Origin of the sequence: Chryseobacterium luteum, from assembly GCF_000737785.1 — a bacterium.
Lineage (GTDB): Bacteria > Bacteroidota > Bacteroidia > Flavobacteriales > Weeksellaceae > Chryseobacterium > Chryseobacterium luteum.
On sequence record NZ_JPRO01000014.1, the window covers coordinates 35,999 to 53,429 of the forward strand.

At 35.2% G+C, this 17,431-nt stretch carries 13 protein-coding genes and 1 pseudogene; 1 reads left to right on the top strand and 13 read right to left on the bottom strand.

Annotated elements, in window-relative coordinates; genetic code table 11:
- Nucleotides 1-14 precede the first annotated feature (14 nt).
- The 4 genes and pseudogenes from IX38_RS14250 to IX38_RS14260 form a co-directional block, all read right to left on the bottom strand.
- A complete protein-coding gene (locus IX38_RS14250; RefSeq protein ID WP_034706114.1) occupies nt 15-449 on the bottom strand; it encodes a hypothetical protein in 435 nt (144 codons plus the stop codon).
- Between the two features lie 96 nt (nt 450-545).
- Nucleotides 546-1,220: pseudogene (locus IX38_RS23235) on the bottom strand (RHS repeat-associated core domain-containing protein); the annotation flags it as partial.
- Nucleotides 1,221-1,244: 24 nt separating this feature from the next.
- Nucleotides 1,245-1,733: a hypothetical protein gene (locus IX38_RS22015; protein WP_051884768.1), complete on the bottom strand. Its 489-nt coding sequence runs from the start codon at nt 1,731-1,733 to the stop codon at nt 1,245-1,247.
- Nucleotides 1,730-2,665, bottom strand: a complete 936-nt coding sequence (locus IX38_RS14260) for an RHS repeat domain-containing protein (protein WP_034706116.1) — start codon at nt 2,663-2,665, stop codon at nt 1,730-1,732. Before IX38_RS14260 ends, IX38_RS22015 begins: the two co-directional genes overlap by 4 nt.
- Before the next feature lie 279 nt (nt 2,666-2,944).
- Here IX38_RS14260 and IX38_RS14265 point away from each other — a divergent pair, with 279 nt between their 5' ends.
- Nucleotides 2,945-3,346 carry a hypothetical protein gene (locus IX38_RS14265; RefSeq protein WP_034706118.1) on the top strand — a complete coding sequence of 134 codons (402 nt, stop codon included), beginning with the start codon at nt 2,945-2,947 and terminating at the stop codon, nt 3,344-3,346.
- A 38-nt stretch (nt 3,347-3,384) separates the two neighbouring features.
- Here the strand turns inward: IX38_RS14265 and IX38_RS14270 are convergent, their stop codons facing one another.
- From IX38_RS14270 to IX38_RS14315, 9 genes are all read right to left on the bottom strand, one after another.
- A complete protein-coding gene (locus IX38_RS14270; RefSeq protein ID WP_034706119.1) occupies nt 3,385-3,738 on the bottom strand; it encodes a hypothetical protein in 354 nt (117 codons plus the stop codon).
- Between the two features lie 13 nt (nt 3,739-3,751).
- Nucleotides 3,752-5,683 carry an RHS repeat-associated core domain-containing protein gene (locus IX38_RS14275; protein ID WP_051884771.1) on the bottom strand — a complete coding sequence of 644 codons (1,932 nt, stop codon included), beginning with the start codon at nt 5,681-5,683 and terminating at the stop codon, nt 3,752-3,754.
- 300 nt (nt 5,684-5,983) lie between these two features.
- Complete coding sequence (locus tag IX38_RS22020) at nt 5,984-6,475, bottom strand: DUF7336 domain-containing protein (RefSeq protein ID WP_051884773.1); 492 nt, start codon at nt 6,473-6,475, stop codon at nt 5,984-5,986.
- 6 nt (nt 6,476-6,481) lie between these two features.
- Nucleotides 6,482-9,934 carry a DUF6443 domain-containing protein gene (locus IX38_RS14290; protein WP_051884775.1) on the bottom strand — a complete coding sequence of 1,151 codons (3,453 nt, stop codon included), beginning with the start codon at nt 9,932-9,934 and terminating at the stop codon, nt 6,482-6,484.
- Between the two features lie 8 nt (nt 9,935-9,942).
- On the bottom strand, nt 9,943-12,951 hold the full coding sequence (locus IX38_RS14295) for a hypothetical protein (RefSeq protein WP_034706121.1): 3,009 nt from the start codon (nt 12,949-12,951) through the stop codon (nt 9,943-9,945).
- Complete coding sequence (locus tag IX38_RS14300) at nt 12,948-14,489, bottom strand: T9SS type A sorting domain-containing protein (protein WP_034706123.1); 1,542 nt, start codon at nt 14,487-14,489, stop codon at nt 12,948-12,950. The genes IX38_RS14295 and IX38_RS14300 overlap by 4 nt, the downstream gene beginning before the upstream one ends.
- Nucleotides 14,490-14,809: 320 nt before the next feature.
- Entirely contained in the window at nt 14,810-15,628 is an 819-nt protein-coding gene (locus IX38_RS14305) for a DUF2314 domain-containing protein (protein WP_034706124.1), read from the bottom strand.
- Nucleotides 15,629-15,765: 137 nt separating this feature from the next.
- Nucleotides 15,766-16,407: a hypothetical protein gene (locus IX38_RS14310; protein WP_034706125.1), complete on the bottom strand. Its 642-nt coding sequence runs from the start codon at nt 16,405-16,407 to the stop codon at nt 15,766-15,768.
- A 178-nt stretch (nt 16,408-16,585) separates the two neighbouring features.
- Nucleotides 16,586-17,428: a hypothetical protein gene (locus tag IX38_RS14315; protein ID WP_034706126.1), complete on the bottom strand. Its 843-nt coding sequence runs from the start codon at nt 17,426-17,428 to the stop codon at nt 16,586-16,588.
- Nucleotides 17,429-17,431 lie beyond the last annotated feature (3 nt).

Consider the following 17,431-nt stretch of genomic DNA (forward strand, 5'->3'; position numbering starts at 1 on the left):
TATCTATTGTTTTTTTACATAAAAGAATGAGCTTTATTAGTATATTCTATTTTATAATGATTTTTGTCTTTTCCAATATATATAAACTTATATTTTGGTAATTGTTCTTTGTTTAATTTTATTTTATGCTTATTATCAATAATAATTTCAACCTCTTTATTATTAAAAATTACACAAGAGTTTGTAAGCCCTAACATCGGCATGGTTTTACTTTTTTCATTCAGAACTATACTATCATCATTTTTAACGGTTATAAGATTATCAAATCCCGATGTAAAGGTTAAAAAAGATTTATTTTTATCACTTGCATTAAAATGCTTAATCATTACTCTTGAACGCACATTATCAACTATTTCCATTTCTTTACCATATTCTTCAGTTGTCTTTACAGCAGAACAGCTTATAAAAACAAACGAAAAGCAGATTATTATTCTATTAAAAGCTTTCATTATCTCGTTTTGGGTTGTTGTTTTTCTATTAGTTTTATAGACTCTGTCCTTTGTTCTGGAGTCATTTTTGTACCAGGACCTCCTTTACGCATTAAATCATTTACTATCATGTTTCTGTCCAGCCGTATGAAGGTCTTCATGAGCCCCTGTTTTAGCTAGTTGTTTACTATCCCTTTTATCAAAGAGTAAATTACCACTTGCATCCATAGGCATTCCTTGGGTTGTATAAACATTAATTTGGGTTCTATTGGTTTGTGTATTATTAGTAGTATCAGCCATTCCATTAGTAAAAACTACATTATTATCAATAAATTCTTGGCTTTTTCCTTTAAAATCATCCACGTTATTAGTATCATAACCAATATTATATTCTCTTATAATAGTAGCTTTATTGCTTTCACTAAAGGTAATATTAACCTGATTGCCATCAGAATCTTTCCCTCCAAAAGAAGAAACAATTTGTGCATTTCGCTCCTGATTTAATGTCGACATTTGAGCATTAGAAAGAACTCCTACTGTATTATTTACAGGCTTGTATGTAAGGTGTAAATTGACAGTTTTATTTTTCAAGTTTCTACTCGCTACCCATTCTAAACCTTCCAATTCTCTACCATCAACAACTCTATTTTCAGAAAAATTATAATGAGACTGATAAGCATACTTTTCAGAAAGCGGATCAATATTAAAAAACCTACCAACATCGGGCATATAGTTTCTCCATTTGAAACTGTACCAACCAGTCTCCTGCAACTCTTGTCCTTGGTACTTATAATTTTTGTATGTAGCAGAATAATTTTACCATATTTTTATTATACCTTTCTGATTTGTAACCCCTTCAATCTTTATTCTAATGGTATCTTGTAAATATGGTTGCTTTAAATACCCCCAATTTACATCTGAACTATCTAATTTCACTCTATCCTCTGGAAAAATATTTAATACAATAGAATCTTTTTTATTTCTTTCATAACTCAAATTGTATGGATATTTAGTATAAGTATCAATTCTTGTTTCTTCCATAGAATGATAGCCATATCTAAATCCTTTTTCAATATATGGTCTAAAATGAAATCCTTTTAAATTACTTGAATCAACAATTTGATAATTCAGGTGTTTCACAAAAATTTTTCTATTTTTTGACTCTAAAATGCTCGTAGTTCCAACTCTATATTTCCATTTTTTGTAGCCATACCATCCAACAGAAGAAGAGAATAAGCCGAATAAATAATATAATAGGATACCAATCAAGCATAGCCCCGTAAAAACAATTGCTATTTTTTTCATTTTTTTATTTCTTTTCCATTTGCATCGATAGGCACTAAAGGTCCAACAGTTATTATTGGTTGTTTACGAGGTTCTATTTTATTTTCAGAAGAGATAAAAAAACGATTATAATAATTCATTCCACGTTCAAAGTTATCTATAATTGTATTGGGAGCGGGGTTTACTTGTTTTGGCACATACCATGCATTATCTGTTCTGATCTCTATAATTTTATTGAATGCATTTAACATTACATTTGCACATGACTGACCAATAACACAATATTTTTCTGCTTTGGCAGCTTCTGCCGTTTTACTTTTTATTTTTTCATCTTCTTCCTTAGTGGTTTTAATGGTAACATATTTATCATAATGATGTTGCTCTTTTGGATTGATAACACGTGCTTTTAACACTGCCTGTTTTGGGCTTAATCCTTTTCCTAAAAAAGTACCAACATCCGCATTTTTTGCGTCACCATATGGACTACTCCCTTCTCCTGTTCCATTCATTGAATAATAGAACCAACCATCTCGTGAGTTTCCAACAATTACAGCCCCATGCCCTGCTACAGGAACAGCCTTAGAATCCGCAAGAAATATTACATCTCTTCCATCGGGATCAAAACCATTAATAGGGTCATTGACAACATAATTATATGGACTATGACGACTAAATTTCTCCGCAAGTTCATCAACCACCCCCCATCGTCCGATATCCGGCATATAAAATCTTGCGCCATAATCATACATTCCAGATTCCTGCAGTTCTTTTCCGTTGTACTTATAGTTTTTATATCCACCCAAAAGCCCCTTATTTCCACCAACATGGCTTAATCCAAAGGGATAATAATTATTGACATCCGTAATTTCAAGAACTCCTTCGCTGTTTTTGGCAAAACTTACCCTGGCATTTCCAAGGTGGTCTCTGTACTGGTAAATATAGCGGTTTTCCAAGTTTAAAATAATAAAATTAAGTAAGGAATCAAATTATTTTAAGACTAGTAGAAAAGATGCTTACCAATAAAAAATTTAAAGATTTTTTTGCTAAAAACGCAGCAGCTTTATAAAACATAAAACCCACCGCAATTGCAGTGGGTTTTATGTTATACTGGGACACGAGCTACAAGCTCGCGCCAGCGGGGGGAGACTTTTTTATTATAGGATTTTAATACTTTATTAATTTAAAAGCTAAAATAGCTACATTTGCTTAATCAAGACAATGTTTACCTAAAAATGAAAAAATATATCCTAATATTTCTTCCTCTGTTTCTTATAAATTGTAGTCCTAAGGAACACGATAAAAAAGAGGCTGAAAAAATAACACAAAAATTTTATACTCTTTTAAAAGAAAATAATAGAGAAGAAATTTTTAAATTATGTGGTGATGAACTTTTTAAAATGGCTTCAAAAGAACAAGTAAATCAAATGTTTGATGCTTCTTTTTCACAATTTGGTAATATTAAAAATGATTCTTTAATATATGAGCAGACTAGTATTATAAAAGGAATTCATTCTATAAATGAATATATATTAATTTATAATGTAAAACGAGATATCAAAAATACCCAAGAAAAATTTACTCTGCATAAAGAAGATGATTCTATTAAAGTTGTGGGATATTATATAAGTCCCTAATTAATAAAAACCACCACTCCTTCAAGTGGCGGTTTTTATTATGGCTTGTTTTTTAACGTTTTAAAAAAATGATAATTTCCTGAACTGTCTTGTCGATAAATTTGATAATCCTCAGAGTTTTTCGCCTTATAGATGGAGTCGCTCACTTTTAGATCATCCCTATTCTCACTACCTACATATACTATACATAAAGAATTAAATTCTGTTTCTCCTTCAAATTTCACTTGTAGATAGCCTTCTCCTCGTCCTACATATCTCAAAGATTCAACTTTCCCATTTAGTTCACTAGAATATGCTTTCTTCGTTTGATTATGCTTAGCAATAAAAAAAACTATAATAATAGCTAATAATAGTGTAAAAAAAAGCAAAATGTTACGCTTAGATAATTCCATATTTATTTAAAATTTATTTTACTTTCATCGCACCTGAATAATCTGCAACACGCACTTTGCCATCAAAGCCAACTCCAATTCTTGTATTTGATACAGTCACACCAGCACCACCAGAAACTACTGTAGCACTTCCTCCTACAGAAACTCCTCCAAAGGTAGTGAACCACCTATTTCCGCTTAATGGAGCTTTAGGATCAAAACTGACAGCAACGCCTCCATTAACACCAACTCCTTCTAATACAGAAGCCTTAACATATGCCTCAGTTCCAACTACAGAATTTAAATCCATATCAGAAACTTTACCAGAGAATCGACTACTAAAGAAATTATAATCGACTTCTCCGCTAGCTCCAATTAAGACACCTGTACTAAAGGTATTTCCTGGATCAAAATAAATTCCTGCGTCTTTTCCTCTTGTAATTACTTCAAGTCCCATAGTAGCACCAACTTCTAAACCGCCTCCAGCAGACGTACTAGTGGTAAATCCAAATCTGTCAGGAACTAAAAATCTGGCTAAAGGACTATTCCATGAACTAGTTTTTGTAATCGTAACTTCTCCTACATCATGAATTCTTCCATCAGCAATAGCTTTTCCTCCACCAGCTGTAGAATCATCATAAACATATCCGTCTGATGCATAATTTAAGCTTCCCTGCTGGGATGTTTCGCCTACATAAGTCCCATTTATTCCTTTATCTGTTAAATCCTGTTGGCTCTTTACATCATCTCTAAATTCCATTTGACTCATTGAATTCTTAAACCAGTCTTCTCCTTCTCTCCCATCAGGATCAATAAACCTAATCGGGTTATTAAATGCATAATTATAAGGTGTAAACCTCCTTGATTTCTCCGCCAGCGGATCCACAACACCCCATCTACCAATATCCGGCATATAAAATCTTGCGCCATAATCATACATTCCAGATTCCTGCAGTTCTTTTCCGTTGTACTTATAGCTTTTATATCCACCCAAAAGCCCCTTATTTCCACCAACATGGCTTAAACCAAACGGATAATAATTATTGACATCCGTAATTTCAAGAACTCCTTCACTGTTTCTGGCAAAACTTACCCTGGCATTACCCAAATGATCCCGGTACTGGTAAATGTAACGATTTTCTGTAAAACTGTAAAACCCTTCGGCAGTAGGTACAAAATCAAGCTTCCATTCAGGAATAGAAGGAGGACGATCAGTAATTTCATTTTTAAAAGCCTGCTGTTCATAAGCCGCCTCTGTTCTGCACCAGTCGCAGGGAGCTACTGTTTCACTATAGTTATATTGAAAACCGTCTAAATAATCTGTAATCTTATTGGTCATAGACTGACCTCTTCCTCCTCCCGATGAATAGGTTTTTCGGAGTTTTGACCCATCAGCCCGGTATAAATAATGTAAACCAAAACTTACTGATGTGCCCAGCGGATCATTCTGGATGATTGAGTAATTATCAGGAAGGTTCAAATAATTGTAAGCAATAGCCTGAATACCCTTATCCTTCATATTAACCATACTTCCGTTCAGGTCGTAGTCAATCATATTGTTTCCTCCTTCATAGCCCGCTGTGTTCATTGTTTCAATAACCTGATCCAGCCTGTTTCCTGTATAATTATAAGTAAGATTGTCAACAAGCTGAGTTGTTCCTGTAGGGGCCTTTCCGTTTCTATTTAAATGAGTGATATTTCCGTTCAGGTCATAAGCCACATTTTCATTGAAGAAATAATTATTGGGAGCAGTAGTGTATGGTTCTCTGTAAATCGCGTCGGTCAGTCTGTTCAGTTTATCGTAAACATAATGGTATGCTTTGTAAACATCATCAACGGTTTTCCAGTGTACTTCTGCAATATTCCCACCATATTGAGGAGCTGATGTGGTGTAATGCTCAACCGTTTTAACGACATCGAAAAGCTTGATCCTGAAAATTAAAAATATTGTAGCGGTATAACACAAAACCTACCGCAATTGCAGTGGGTTTTGTTTTATACCAGGACACGAGCTACAAGCTCGCGCCAGCGGGGGATCAGGAATAGCCCATTACTTTACAAGCTTTGGATACATTTCCTAAATGTTGTGCTAACTCAAGTACTCCTAACTTGTTTTTGATGATTTTTTGTTGTGTTGTCATAATACTTAATCTGTTTTAAAGTTATTTAATTTGATTATAACTGTCAGATTAAGTCTTAACTATTACAGGTTATTTTTATGGGACACAATCGAGATGCTAATGCCAAGCTAACAACATAAGTTTTTTTAAAATCCAGAAGTCCATAAATGCTCATTTAATTCTACCATATCGATAATAAAATCATCTGGATGTTCTTTAAATCCAGGTTGCTTTTTTAATTGGTCAATAACTTGTTCTGCTTTTGTTAAATCTGAAAAAACACCTATTGTTCTTTCATCATCCAAGGAAGAATTAACAGTATATACATGACTAATATTAAAAATAGATTTTAAATTTTGGACTATATGAGCTTCTTCACTCAATAAATCTTCTTCAGGCAAATAGTTTCTCCCTATCTCACCTACCACAGTATAAAATCCCGTCTCCCAATGTATTTTATTTAATTCTTTTTTTTTAACTAAAAAACAATCAGGATAATCTTTAAATCCCGAAAACTTCGATATAATATTTATAGTTTTTTCCAATTCTTTCAAATCATCAAAAAAACCTAAAAGCTTATAATCTGTTTGTGATTCAACTGTATAAATATGTTCAAGAACGTATATAAAATTTTTCATCTACAATTATTTTTTCTTTGGTAATTCAAACCCTCTATCCCCCCATTTCTTTATTTTATTAAACTCGGAACCTGGTCCTTTACTTGCTTTACCCTTATTCCATTCTCCTTTACCATACTGGCCATTTAACACCCTCTCTGCAAAAGTTTTCCCATCTTCATCAACATAAGGTGCTTCACCTTGTTCTTTCACCCATGATGGTACATCTTTGGCAGCTTCTTTACCAGTTTTACCGCTAACAGGAACCTTTTTCTCTTTTGGAACATCAACTCCATTTACATCTTTATCTTCTTCCGCACTATCTTCGGTATTCATACTTTTGTAACCTACACTGGGATCTGCAATTGTTGTATGCCATTGTAAAGAAGGTTTTGTAGCTTGATCTACAATGTAAGCAAGTCCTACTAACCCTAGGATAACCAAGCCAACACCACTTTCTGAAGTAAGAGCTCCAAGAGTAGTTGCTGCAGCATATCCACTTGTGTCACTAACTTTGGATTTCCCCAATAAGTTCACCTGAGTGATTAAAGAGTTGCCATTGTTAAAATCTTTCCAGACACTATTTTTTGCATCCCAATAAAATGTTCCATCGGTGTCTTTCCAAATTTCTCCATCTTTCCTACCATCCCTATCAGGATAAGCCAGCTCCCCTTGCATGCCAGTTGGATCTGTAAAGGTTATTGGATTATTCCAAACATAGCTATATGCTTCGTGAGTATATTGGCTTCTTGGGTCAATCACTCCCCATCTTCCAATATCCGGCATATAGAATCTTGCACCATAATCATACATTCCCGTCTCCTGCAACTCCTTGCCGTTGTACTTATAACTGTAATAGCTTCCAAGCCTGGAACTGATAAGCATTCCCTGAATATGATTTAACCCAAATGGATAATAATTATTGGTATCCGTTACTTCAAGAGCGCCTTCGCTGTTTTTCGTAAAACTTACCCTGGCATTTCCAAGGTGGTCTCTGTACTGGTAAATATAGCGGTTTTCCGTGAAACTGTAAAATCCTTCAGCAGTAGCTACAAAATCCAGTTTCCATTCAGGCGGTCCTCCGATAACAGGAAATGTTTTTTCTATATTACCATATGCCTGCTCTTCAAAAGCAGTGTCCGTTCTACATGTTAGGCACACACTACCTCCATCTAAATAGCTATACTGAAACCCATCAAGATAATCTGTAATATGGGTTGTCCCCGGCGAACCTCTTTTGCCTTCTTTGACATAGTTTTTACGAAGTTTTGTTCCGTCTGCACGGTACAGATAGTCCAGGCTAATATTGGAAGGCTGGCCATTTCCTAATGGCTCTATCTGAGTTATGGAAAAGGTATTGGGTAAATTAAGGTAATTGTAAACAATATCCTGTATCCCTTTATCTTTCATATTGATCATATTGCCGTTCAGGTCATAATCAATTATATTGTTTCCTCCTTCATACCCTGCGTTATTTAAGGAACTTTCAATGACCTGGTTCAAGCGGTTTCCTGCATAATTATAGGTAAGATCATCAACAAGCTGAGTTGTTCCTGTAGGGGCTTTTCCGTTTCTATTTAAATGAGTGATATTTCCGTTCAGGTCATAAGCCACATTTTCATTGAAGAAATAATTATTGGGAGCAGTAGTGTATGGTTCTCTGTAAATCGCATCGGTCAGTCTGTTTAGTTTATCGTAAACATAATGGTATGCTTTGTAAACATCATCAGCGGTTTTCCAGTGTACTTCTGAAATATTCCCTCCATATTGGGGAGCCGATGTGGTAGGAATAGCAGGATCCTGGTATCTCATTGAGTATCCGAATAATTTCCCGTTAAGATTATCAGGATCATTGATCTTAGTCATCCATCCACGAATATTGTATTTGTAATCTATACTTTGAAGTGGCGTTGCAATACTTGTTCCTCCAACCTTCTTAGATTCTAACTGGGAAAGCTCATTGTATTTATTTTGAGTCAGGATCTCTTCCGGGTTGTTATCTACTTTATGTTTGTGAACGAGTAATCTGTTTTGATGATCGTATTCAAAAGTTTCTGTGATTATTCTTTCTGTATCCGAATTCAATCTTTTGTGACGGGTTACACTTTGTTTTGTAACTCCCGAAAAATCAAGTTCTGATCTTGTTTCTGTAAATCCTCCCAAATGATTGATAGAGTAAGTTCCTACTGCACGACCTTTCGTGTCATAATAGCTGTAATTCTTTGTCCAGTTATCATCTTCAATATTCTTTACCAGGCTCATGACAGGAAGTCCTTTAGTACTTCTTCCATCAGTTGATGCTGAATTATCCGTTAAAATTGCTCCGAAAATATCAGTTGGAAAAGAGGGATTGAAGCTGTAATTTGGATAAGTGTCATAATAATTGATACTTAAAATAGATTGTGTGTCTGCGGGAAAATAGTCATTGGTATAATAAACTGGCATCCCGTTTTTGGTAAAACCTGTTGTATTTCGGGATTCAGTAATCACGAGGTCTTTAATAAGGTTTTGCATAGCAGGTCTTTCTCCTCCTGCCACTATTCCTGTATAGATCACTCTTCCCAATTTATCATATTTGGTCATGAGCCATTTATTTTGTGAATCCATTACAGCATCCTGACTAAGAATCAATCTGTCAGATTTATCATACACCATATAGTCCCAACCTTTGCCAGGAAGTTTCTTTGCGACAAGTCTGCCTCTGCCATCATAACGGTACTGATAGCATAAATCGTTCAACACTGTTTCTGTAATGGGCCCTTGTAATGCTTTGGGAGGAATAACAAATGCTAACTGATTATATTCATTATATACATAATAGGTATTTGTTCCTTCTTTACTTACCAATATAACCTGTCCTTGCCCATTTTTGTATTCTACAGTAGTGTTACCATCTTCATCAGTTACTGTATTTTTATACAATTGGTTAGGAGGGAAATATTCCAGAACCAATGCTGATGATGTAGCATTATTTACCCAAGTGGTATTGGTTGTAAATTTATAAACCTCATTATTACTGTTGGTTTCATATTGAAAAGTTACAGGCTTGTTTGACCAGTCATTTCCTACTTGAACTTGCTGTTGGATTCTGTCTAATGGTGAATTTTCCAGTACTTTTTCTGCATATATCTTTTCTGATCCATATACTGATGAAGCATTTCCTAGTGGAGTTGGAATGATAGCTCCATTCAAAGTTCCCGATTGTGGAACAGGAAGGAAGTCTTTTACCTGTCTTCCGAACCCGTCATATTCGATATGGGTAACAACATCTTTTCCAAGAGGTGAGGCTTTTACGCTGACGATTTGTTTGGGGCGTCCCAGTCCATCAAAATACTGAACGATTTCTGACGTTTTCGGTGGCTGGGTGCCATTGTAGTCCAGGTATGTTTTGGACTGAATATAGTTTTCTTCCTGGGTAAGCTGGGCCTGTACTGAATGAGTGACCAGCAGCAAACCAATGGGAATGAGTATTTTTTTCATGTCTGTGTTTAGTTTTTGTAGTTGTATTTGTATTCCTTCAGTATTTTTCCATTGATGTCAATCACTTTTTCAAGGCGGTTGGCGCTATCGTATTTGTAAAGCTCTCTGATTCCCGATGGAGGCGTGATGCTGGTTACGCCGATTAATGGATCGTAAGTGTAGGTACTGACCTGATACCCTGCTAAAGCAGAATTATTCCTAAAGAGATCCAAAGCGGAGATTAGAGACTGCTCGGAAGCATCGGTACCCAGCTGGGCATCATTAGCAGATGCGCCAACAATACTGTCGATAAGTGTTTGTGAAATATCTGAAAGCTTTGCGCCTTCTATTCTGGCAATGGGCTGGGTTTGGTTATACCCCCAAACAATAGCTATCGAAAGCCCATCTTTTGTTGTGTACTGCTGCAAATTACCTTTGGAATCATACTTATCATATAGCATTTCTGTTGAAGTAACTGTCGGGGTTTGTAAATTATAAGACAATACTGATGTTGGTAATATTATATTACCTGTCTGTGGTGTTGGTAATGAAGTGGGGTAAACGGTTTCAGTTTTTGAAATAATTTTATTACCTTTTTTTGATTCTTTACTTACAGGTATTCCAACCATGTACGAATTCAACATAGGTTGGTTATTTATGTCTGAAGCATATTTATACGTGGTAAGATAAGTTGTACCATCGCTTTCAGTTTGAGTTTGAGTTACAGGAGTATTATAAACATAATTGTAGGTGTTTGTTTCCGTTGTTTCTATATTCTCGAAAACTGTTTTCTTCTGCGTCAAAAAGCTCGTGTTAAAGTTAATATTGTGAGCATCTAGAAGCGTACCATAGGATACTCCTCCTAAGTCAATAAACGGACCACTATTAATTGGTTGTCCAAACTGTTTATAAATAAAAGCATAGGATTTAATAAAGTCAGTGCTTTTTGAATATAAATAATTTGTCTCTGAAATTTTTTTACTAGTTGAATATACAACTTCTTTACTTGGTTTCCCTCTCATTAAGGCATACGAGGTATAAGGTAATTGTTTGTATATACCTATATTATTCCATCCATAATATACAAGCCCTGAAACATCATTAAAATCAGGATTATCAAAATTAGTAAAATAAGTTTCTTTTTTTCCTCCGTTATCATCAATTTCGGTTACTTTACTATATCCAACAGAATTGTCCTCATCTTTAAGTGACTGATAAGAATGAGTGCTCCATTCCCAAAATACCAAATTAATTGATGGCTCGCTGCCTTCAAACATATATGTGGGTTTGTATGGTAGAATACCACTTGATCTTCCATCATCATTTACATATGAATATGTTTTAAAAAAGCAATTGTTATTCTCATCGCAGGATTTTATTTTTTGAATTCTAAGACCTCCTGCCACTTCATCGCTTGTAGTTGAATTTATTTTAAGAGGAGTCTCTGTTGAAATCTTTTCTCCATATTTTGAATAGTTATTCAATTCATAAGTAAAATAACTACTTCCTCCTGTTGGATAAGTCACTTGCTCTAATGTACTTGCTTTAGAAAGTGATAAATTAGGTATTTTAGATGGAGGATAATTATTAACAAGAAGATTCTTTAACTGATCTTGAGGTAAACCAGCAGAATTATTTGCAGTTAAGAATGTATTACCATTATAATATTCCCATGCATCAGTAGAAGTGCTAAGATAATCAGGTAATTTTTGGGGATTGTATTTAAAGTCATATTTCTCAATTCCATTAATGGTAACATTATTTAATAATAATCGGTCACTGGGGTCATTATTATGATTAAACACAATGTTTTTTATAACCGTACCAGCTTTGTCAGTAATATTGATATTATCTAATTTATACCAATGCTTAAAATTACCATAGGAACTCATGTGATGTGTGTATATACCTCCCCAAGTACCAATTGCATAACTAAGATCGTTATATTCCTTTTGATTAGAAAGGCTTTTGTTAAAGTTGATCGTAAAATCATCTCCCTCAATTTTGGTCAAATAGGTGTTATGTAATCTATTACTTATTATTTGATTAAAATTTCCACCAAATGATGAATTGGATACCCATCCACTTGATCCTTGCTTATGGTAAAATATATTTCCTCCCTTATTATTTAAAAATACAGCCTTATCATCTCTTGTGTAAGAGAATAATATTTTTTTATTATCTATAAATTTAAGTTCCTTTAAATACCAATTACTTACTATGATCTGAGGATTAAAGGAATCGATGTTTTCGGCAGTAGACGTAAATTCTAAAGCATTGTCGTCATTCCCAAATACAGCTTGTGTTCCATCATCTAAAGTAATCGTAAAGCCATATAAAATCCTTTTTATTGTGGTATTTAATGGAGTTAGGTAGCTTGATCCCCTTATTGTCTTTTCTTTCAATATGTAATCAGATTTGTAGTTATAAGAAACCATAAATGTTTTACCCTCTCTTGTCCTCCCAATCCATTGACCTTTTTCATTGAGATAAAAGCTGCCGGTTATACCACAAAAATTTATAATAAATTCATCAGGGTTTGGAACGGGATCACTAAAAGAAGATCCTGTAGCCAAATTATTAGTGGTATAGTTTTGCATGGATTGTAAACTAGCCCATGAAGGGTTATTCAATGTCGAATAATTATCAAGATAAGAGAACCTGTTATTTGGAGTAATAAGACTTTGATAAACTTCATCTACTCCGCCATTTACAATTCGCGAAATAGATCCACCCACTTGTAAATTCCATCCTAATCCTGCCCAAGTTGGTATTGTCTCCGGTTTCACGGATTTAATGTTGTAATTTAATGAAACATCAAGAGACTTTCCATTTATAGTTTTATTGAACAAAGGGATATTGATTGATGGTGTTCCCTTGTACATGTTGACTGGAATTTTACCATTTACAGCAAAAGGTGTCGAATTAGGACTTTGCGGAAAAAAATTAGCACCAGTTGGCGTCGCCCCTTGAGAAAATAAAAATTTTCCAATAAGAAAAAAATGAAATAGACAAATTCTTAGTAATATTTTTCTCATAACTTAATAAGTTTAGCATTAGCAGTTTTATTGGTATTCGTTTTTATCGTAACCACATAAGCCCCCTGAATCAAATTCTGGGTATTAATCTTAGTCACTTTATTCTTAGTCTTCAAACTCTGAAGCTGCCTTCCGCCCATATCATACAGCATAATATCAGCCTCTTTGAATTCAAAGCCTATTTCTACATAAGCATAATCTGAAACAGGATTCGGATAGATCTTGATATCCTGTCTTTCAATTAACTGATCTAGCTGTTTAACTCCCAGTTTCACAATCTTCCAATTCTCCTTTCCAAGTTCTTCAGCACTGGTTCCCGCCAAAATGATTGAGCCGTCTCTGTTCAATTTGATGTCAGATAATTTTTCTTCTTTTTTTCTGGATTCTCCTTTCACGTGTTTTCTCCACTGCTCGCTGCCATTCTGATCCAGGTACAGCATCCAAAAGGTCTCATCGTTAGTTTCTATACGGCCTTCTGCCTGAGTGTAACCTCCTAATAAAATTCCTTTGGATGATTGATCATCTGCTGAATGAAGCACACTCATTCCCATCAGAATATCCCTGTTCCCAAAATTGTAGGATTTCTGCCAAAGCTCTTCGCCTCTTTCGTTTAAAGAAATCAGCCATAAGTCTGTTCCTTCTTCTATTCCTACTGTTTTATTTCCTGATCTTTCTGATCTGGATTCTCCACCGATTAAATAGCCTGTGGAAGTAAGAGCTAATGTTCTGATATGGTCATCTGCTTTTCCTCCGAAGTTCTTTTCCCATTCAACCTTTCCTTCCTTGTTAAGTTTGATGATATAGTAATCTCCTTCACCATAGTTTTCAATTTTCTTTGAACCTCCCATATTGCTTCTGGAATAGATCCCTAACAAAGCACCGCCATCTTTAGTGGGAATCATTTTCTCTACTTCATCAAGACCTTTTCCTCCTAAAATAGATTGAGAAAGCTCTTTTCCGTTCTTATCTAATTTAACAATCAAAATATCTTTGGAACCGTAGCCTTTAGCTGAATTCTGAACATTCCCAGCTACAAAAAATCCCAGGTCTGTTGTTTGAATGACTGATCTGGCTTCGTCGTCGGAAGAACTTCCCATTGTTTTCTGCCACAGTTCATCCCCGAATTCATTCAGTCGGATGAGCCAGATATCTGATCCGCCTTTGCTGTCGTCTTTCTTATCCAGACCTTTTCCGGAATAAGAAGTCCCGGAAAGCAGAAAGCCTCCGTCCTGTGTAGAAACAGCAGCAGATAAATAATCATGATTCTGACCAGAAATGTATTTTTCCCAAACCTCCTGTCCCTGTTGATTCAATTTGATTAAATGAAAATCGTAGCCGTTATTTTGTTTATTTCCATCCTGAATTTTGGATGTTTGGATTGAGCTTCCCGTAATGAGATACTGCTGATCGATCGTTGTGGTAACCTGGCTTAGAAAATCCTGAGTGGATGATTTTATATCTTTCTGCCACAGTACTTCCTGGGCAGACAATCCAAGAACCGTGCATAGAATACATGCACAGGAGTAAATTTTCTTCATCTGTTTGTATATTTAAGATTAGTTTTATTTATAATTTTCCGGCAAATTTAACACTTTTTAACGTATTTCAAGTCCCGTTAATGAGATTTAATATGAATATTATCAATTACCGGTGTTTCAATGTTGTTATGAAACAAAGATATTGCGAGAAAGCGACAGAACTTGTCGTATTATAATGGGAAAATAAAACATTCACTTTTCATGAATAGAATAGATAGAATAATTAAGATACCAGTGCCTAAAAAGATCTCTGATAAAATACAAAAAGAGAAACCGAAGTTTCCCTTTTATATGCTGAATGTTTTTAATCAGAATGTTATTTAACCTTCCAAAACCGGAACAATATGATCCCATTTCAGCTGTTTTGCATAATCCAGAGCGGTTTTTCCGGTGTTTGACTGTACATTTTTGTCTGCACCGGCTTCCAGCATAACTTTTACAGAAGTTAAATTTCCGGCGATGGTTTCCTTATGAAGAAGAGTAAGCCCTTTTTCATCAGTATGGGTAAGTTCGTCCGGATATTCCTTGATAAACTTAACGAACTCTTCCGCCATGTTTTTGCTCATAGGATGCTCAATAAGATTTTCCGGTTTTTCTTTCTGTTCATTCACTACCTGTATATCATTGAAATCCCCGAAATCAAGCTGCCATGCGTCATCGTGCTCTTTTCTTTCATCTTCATCCATATCTGCACGCATTTTATGAATGGTAAATCCGCCGTAAGTTTTCGGTAAAAGCTGTTCAGGTGAAGAAAATAGTTGAGAAAGTCCCTTTGGTACCTTTTCGGCAGGGGTAATGGCAATAAGCCAGTCGCTGATCTCATGCAGTGGAACTTCAAAATAATCTCCGGCCTGTATATTGGTAAGTTCATTAGGATTGTTCATCAGGAAACCGCTTATTGTGTCGCCGTCAAAATCAATTTCATTGATCCACATATGTTCCACGGTATTTTCTCCTGTTTCGGGATCTTCCTGGCTGAATGATGCCTTTACACAGGCAAGGTCAAGCCCCGGTATGATCCTTCTGTTTTCCCAGGACTGCTCCCGCCAGAAATATTTAAACGTTTCCCTTGCTTTTTCATACGCTTCGATCATCTTAGGATCTTTTCCATCGGTAAATATAAACGAATTCTCTTCCATTGTAATTGGTGGTTAATGATTAAAATCTGATAGAATGCCAAGTTTAAAAGTATTCTTAAACCCTGCATTTTTTTAGCTGGATTAAAAATAAGGAAAAAAATAAACAAATGTTTGATTTTGATGGAAATTTTAATGCGTTACTGTTGCTGCTTTGCCGTCTTAGGAAGCAGTTGCGCTGTTTTGTAGTAACTTATATCTGTCGGAATTTTGCTTTGCAGATCTTTAAACGTAGCGTATTCATAATGTTCCCAATCCGTCTCATTATCCGGGTTCGGGGTCTTATCTATAGCCAGCTCAAGCTTTCCGTCTTCCTGGTAACTGAATTCTATTGCAGCATATTTTTCGCCGTTTTTATCAGAATTATACCAGCATTTTGTCGTTCTTTCCGGTATAGGTTCCAGCGTTGTATTGTCCAGGATCTGGGAGCAGATAAAATTTTCAGGATCATCGTGATGAAAAACTGTCTTTGAGATCAAAGGCTTTTCGTCTACGCTTAATGAATACATTGTGTTGGTGGCAACGATGAAATTTCCTGCATTTTCCCGCTTTTCAATATCAAAAAAATCTGATTTTTCTTTCAGATAATTCAAAACCTGCGTTTCATCTTCATCCGGGCTCATAAAATAATTGATGCTGTATATTCCTTCTTCCGCCAGAAATTCAATCTCTTTCAGGACCTCAGAATCTTTTTCATAATAATATAAATGATAGTCATCCAGTTTCTCAGCTTTTGCCTTTGAAATCACTTCTCCAAAAATATTTTTATATACTTTTTTCATGCTTAGTAGTTTGATATATATTGTGTTACTAGTATCTTGGTTTTGCGTAAGAAATGTTCACACCGTTTGAATTGTTCTCATCGTTATGAGAACGGTCTACAAGCTTAAAGCTCTCATCTCTGTACTCGGTTTTCATGGGTTGGTTTTTGTGAGTTCAAATATATTTAAAATCAGAGAATTAAGGAATCATATCTGAATTTTTATAATAAGGATTTTTTACTAAGAAGCCGGGGTAAAGCATATCAATCTCGGAAGCATAGATGTATGGGCTCTCCGGATTGATATTTTCAATAGCAGAAAACTCACCATTACGATTGTATAAAAGTTCGACATTATACTGAAGTTGCTCATCAAAGTAATATTTCCGTATAATAATTTCGGATACTCCATTGAAGTAATCTTCCTCCTTTTCATAGATCATCCTGCCGTTTTTGTCATACAGAGAGGTAACGTAGAATTCATCAGCCTTTCCTTTGCTGTAACCTGCGCTGAATTCTTTTCTGTAATCGCCCATATTCTCAGTTCTGATTAAAGTGAAGTCTGTTTCGTGGAATGTTTTTACAAGGAATGAAGCTATTTCCTGTTCAGTTTCATAGTCTTTCAGGGAGTAGCAAAACTCAGTTCTGCTATCTATGGTCGTCCGGTCAAAAGGAGAGGACCGGATGAAGTCTTTCCATAAATAAAGGATCTCCTTGAGGTCAGAAAATGGAATTTCCTGAAGATGGGTTTTATTGATGTCAATATCTTCAAACAGGGCAGAAGTATCCTTGTACCGCATCGTAATAAAATCCAGATAGATTTCTGTACCATATTCAGGATCATAGAAACCCTCTGAAATAATAAAATCGATCTGTGTAATGATTTCATCAATGCTTTCTCCATCAGTGAAACGGTTCAGAAAATACCCAAGGAAATCATTGTCAACACAGTGTATAGCTGTTTTTCTATTAACCGTTTTATCACCAGGAAAAGTGAATGGACGGTCTACAAAGAACAGCTTATATTGGTCCAGAACATTCATATT

Excerpts from the sequence above, each read along its gene's own strand:
- IX38_RS14250 (WP_034706114.1), bottom strand. The coding sequence starts at position 449 with ATGAAAGCTTTTAATAGAATAATAATCTGCTTTTCGTTTGTTTTTATA.
- IX38_RS22015 (WP_051884768.1), bottom strand. The coding sequence starts at position 1,733 with ATGAAAAAAATAGCAATTGTTTTTACGGGGCTATGCTTGATTGGTATC.
- IX38_RS14265 (WP_034706118.1), top strand. The coding sequence starts at position 2,945 with ATGAAAAAATATATCCTAATATTTCTTCCTCTGTTTCTTATAAATTGT.
- IX38_RS14270 (WP_034706119.1), bottom strand. The coding sequence starts at position 3,738 with ATGGAATTATCTAAGCGTAACATTTTGCTTTTTTTTACACTATTATTA.
- IX38_RS22020 (WP_051884773.1), bottom strand. The coding sequence starts at position 6,475 with ATGAAAAATTTTATATACGTTCTTGAACATATTTATACAGTTGAATCA.
- IX38_RS14290 (WP_051884775.1), bottom strand. The coding sequence starts at position 9,934 with ATGAAAAAAATACTCATTCCCATTGGTTTGCTGCTGGTCACTCATTCA.
- IX38_RS14295 (WP_034706121.1), bottom strand. The coding sequence starts at position 12,951 with ATGAGAAAAATATTACTAAGAATTTGTCTATTTCATTTTTTTCTTATT.
- IX38_RS14300 (WP_034706123.1), bottom strand. The coding sequence starts at position 14,489 with ATGAAGAAAATTTACTCCTGTGCATGTATTCTATGCACGGTTCTTGGA.
- IX38_RS14305 (WP_034706124.1), bottom strand. The coding sequence starts at position 15,628 with ATGGAAGAGAATTCGTTTATATTTACCGATGGAAAAGATCCTAAGATG.
- IX38_RS14310 (WP_034706125.1), bottom strand. The coding sequence starts at position 16,407 with ATGAAAAAAGTATATAAAAATATTTTTGGAGAAGTGATTTCAAAGGCA.
- IX38_RS14315 (WP_034706126.1), bottom strand. The coding sequence starts at position 17,428 with ATGAATGTTCTGGACCAATATAAGCTGTTCTTTGTAGACCGTCCATTC.